We start from the raw sequence: 3281 nt of genomic DNA on the forward strand, positions 1-3281 counted from the left end.
TTCCTTCTGATTTTCCTGAAATTTCTTATAACTTATTATAATAGATATAGGCTTCCGGAGAGTATACCTCGGAAGCCTATGGATTCATCTAACCACTCTTTTATTTACTTAGCCTTCTGAGCCACAGGCTTACGATTTTCGTTTCTTTTTCTAGCGCCCAGCATAAGAACAGCCATAACAGCAACCAAGGCTGCTATAAGCGTAAAGGGAATATATTTGTCCACTCGATACAAGGTGGTCGTCAAAATAGGAGCAATGATCGCGGAAATTCCCTGTACCGCAGCTACCAGCCCCGCCGCTCCCCCTTGCTGTTCCTGACTGACTGCAAGCGAAGCACCTGCCATAAATCCGGGCATCAGTAAGCCCGTACCTATGCCAAACATAAAACCTGAATCGTCACAATACTTATCATCGTAATTATACCTACAAACAAATACATTCTTAGTCCTGGAAGGAGGGGGTTAATTCGAGCGGGTTTTTGCTGAATAACGGGCTGGGCAGCCGGAATCGCTAGCAGAGACACCACGAATGCGACAGCGGCAATGACAATCCCAAAATATAAGGGCCATAACAGCCCTATTAGAGTAAAAGCACCTGCAATCGCGGGACCAAAAACCAGACCAAGCCCATTGGCCGCACTAATAATAGCCATCCCACTCCCACGCTCTTCTCCTTCCGTTACATCCCCCCATGTAAGCTTGGGACGATGACAATACCGCTGGGATAAAACCGCCTATTAAGCCGCGCGTAACAATCAGCAGGATTAACAGCAGCCCCCCACTGAGCCAACCATTTAATCCTGCAAATAGAGTAAGCGTAAATAACAAGCAGCTTACACACATACCTATAAAACCAAGCAAAATCACAGGCTTGCGTCCCTTTGCATCTTCAGATTTCCCCATACTGGAGCCATTAAGGCCATCGTAATAGAGCCAAGCGATATTATTAATCCGGAATGGCTTTCTTTTAAGCCTAACTCACGAATAAGGGGCGGCATAATCGGAGCAATAAGCATGAGCCCTAGCATGGCCACAAATACACTGAAAAAAATACTCCCTTTTATTCTATTCATCCTCGCATACACCTCTACTATAGATTTTCTCTATGCAGAAGTATACGGGGCATGCTAAGAAACTACTGCCTGCATACGGAAAAAATTGCGGTTAAACGGATTAAATTTAGCATATAAAACAGCAACCAGGCTTCAGGACTGTAAAGGTAGTCTGCATTCAACCAATGAACGCCGTCGATCCCCCCTATATCGTTGTTAGATGAACTTTAATGTTCTCTTCATCGCTGACTATATGAGAGAGCTTAATTTCCTAGCATGATATTACGATATATGATGTAAAGTCTTTTATGCTTTTGAACTACTATAGGAATGGATTGAGTCTGTACATCGATGTCTAAGGGGGAAATCGCAGTGAAAACAAAGATAGGATCAAACATGAAGGTGAGATCACTAAGAACGAAGTTAACCATAATGTGCTTGATTATTTTAATTGTACCTACTTTCGTGATTGGAAGCAGTTCTTATTTTGTTTCCAAGAGTGAAATGAATGAATCAGGCAAAGTGGCACTTAAGAATAGTGTGCAAATGGTAATTGGTATGATTAGTTTCCTCAATGGGCAAGTCGAAGCCGGTAATTTAACATTGGAGGAAGCACAGGAAAAACTGCGCATCGAGCTGCTCGGTGTAAAAGATGCTAATAATAAAAGACCGATAAAGATTAAATATACAGTAGGTAAAACAGGTTATCCGTGGGCAGTCAACCAAGATGCCGTTTCAGTGATGAACCCTTCAAATGAAGGTCAGAATTTAATGAATGCCGTGTCGGAAGACGGTGTGCAAGTGGGAAAAGAGTTTGTAGAAGTCGGTACAAACGGCGGGGGATTCGTCACTTATAAATGGGCTTTACCTGGTACAGATCAAGTGGAAACGAAAATTTCTTATGTTGAAAAGGATCCTTATTGGGGATGGATCATCGGTTCTGGAGCATATTTTAACGAATTTAACAGCGGAGCGACCAAAGTCCTTTATATTGTTCTGATTATTACGACTGTTGCGGTTATTCTGGGAGCAATTATCGTAGGCTTTGTTTCGGGACGTTTTACGAAGCCTATCATCATGATTGCAAAGCGGCTTAACGCAGTTGCGGACGGTGATTTAACGGTCGAAGAAGTCAAAATTCGATCAAAAGATGAGATCGGCGAGCTTGCACAGGACTTCAATCATATGATTAAAAATATTAGATTTTTGATCGGTGAGGTAAACCTGTCCACAAAACAGGTCGCTGCTTCCTCGAAAGAATTGACCCTTGGAGCAGAACACACGGGGCAAGCAACCGAGCATATCACCGTCGCAATTCAGGAATCGGCGGCTGGTGCAAAGGAGCAGCAGTTGATGCTCCAGAAGACAACCAGCTCGCTTGAGGAAATTTCAATAGGTATGCAGCGGATCACCGACAGCTCCTTGACCATCGCTGAATCGTCTGCAGACGCGATGGAAATGGCGAGCCTTGGCGGTACTGCTGTACAACATACAGTGAAGCAAATGGACCTGATTAACCATTCCGTCAATGAAACCGATGCGGTTATGAGGATGCTGGATGAACGCACTCAACAGATCGACACGATGCTGCATGCCATTACGGATATCGCACAGCAGACCAATCTGCTTGCCTTAAATGCTTCGATTGAGGCTGCACGTGCAGGCGAAGAAGGTCGCGGTTTCTCCGTAGTTGCTTCAGAGGTGAGAAAGCTGGCCGAACAATCGAACCAATCTTCCGGGCAGATTTCCGAATTGATTCAGAATATGCGCAAAGATATGGAGCATTCGCTTAAGACCATGGAACGCGTAAAACAGGATGTCGACTCTGGCATTAAAATTGCCAATGAGACAGAGCAGCAGTTTAACAAAATTGTGGCATCCACCAATCATATTGCACAGCAAACGGAAGAGCTCTCGAGCATCACGCAGCAAATAACCGCAAGTGTCCAGGAAATTTCGGCGAGCGGAGAGAACGTATCCAGTCTGGCACTCCAAGCGGCAGACAACTCTCAGAATATTGCAGCGTCTGCAGAAGAGCAGCTGGCTTCGATGCAGCAGATCACCGGCCTGGCAACGACCTTGTCAGATATGTCACAGAAATTACAGGAACTAACGGTCAAATTCAAATACTAGCGGATTAAGTTTCTCCAGAACATCACGCTAAACTGTTATTTATATTTATGAGGTCAACCAATTCTTTAGGGTTGGCCCTTTTTGCATTTGTTCTGAG

1 protein-coding gene and 1 pseudogene are annotated in these 3281 nt (G+C 44.3%); one reads left to right on the forward strand and one right to left on the reverse strand.

Features of this window, described 5'->3' with window-relative positions:
- Positions 1–104: 104 nt before the first annotated feature.
- A pseudogene (locus AC5V8P_RS24550) lies at positions 105–1072 on the reverse strand (MFS transporter).
- A 351-nt stretch (positions 1073–1423) separates the two neighbouring features.
- Here AC5V8P_RS24550 and AC5V8P_RS24555 point away from each other — a divergent pair.
- Positions 1424–3184, forward strand: coding sequence for a methyl-accepting chemotaxis protein (locus AC5V8P_RS24555; protein ID WP_081276815.1), 1761 nt, complete (start codon positions 1424–1426; stop codon positions 3182–3184).
- Positions 3185–3281: the final 97 nt, after the last annotated feature.

This window comes from Paenibacillus sp. N119s (assembly GCF_059447605.1).